The following is a 447-nucleotide window of genomic DNA, read 5'->3' as shown; positions in this document are numbered from 1 at the left end:
ACCTGGTACGACGCGTGCCGCCGCCAGCCCTGGCCGATCCCGTCGAGCACGAACCGGGGCCGCGTGCCCAGCACGTAGGGCACCTGGTCCTCGAGCAGCAGCGCGCCGCTGGGCGTCTTGCCCTCGTTGGTCAGCGTGAGGTTCAGCCGGGCCGGCTGGCCGGCCACCACGATCTGCGGGGAGAGCGTGCGCACCAGCGCCAGCCGGTAGCGGCTGCGGCCCAGCACGTACGCCGTCACGAGCGGCAGGGCGAGCACGAGCACGCCGACCCGGGTCAGCGCCTCCTGGCTGAGCAGGACGGCGCAGACGATCGCGGTGATGCCGGCGGCCACGAACGCCCGTCCGCGGACGGTCAGGCCGCTCAATGCCTCACGCACAGTGCCTCACGCCCCTCAGAATCGCTACCTGGTCCCCTCGGGAACGGGCACCTGGGCGACGATGCCGTCG

At 73.2% G+C, this 447-nt stretch carries 1 protein-coding gene; it reads right to left on the bottom strand.

The features are described 5' to 3' along the window. Positions 1-332, bottom strand: a 332-nt coding sequence (locus tag K9U41_RS23230; RefSeq protein WP_282643198.1) for a hypothetical protein, incomplete at its 3' end; no start/stop codon positions are given. Between the last annotated feature and the right edge of the window lie 115 nt (positions 333-447).

This window comes from Xanthobacter autotrophicus, assembly GCF_029991245.1.
Lineage (GTDB): Bacteria > Pseudomonadota > Alphaproteobacteria > Rhizobiales > Xanthobacteraceae > Xanthobacter > Xanthobacter autotrophicus_C.
This window is presented reverse-complemented; position numbering and strand designations above follow the sequence as displayed.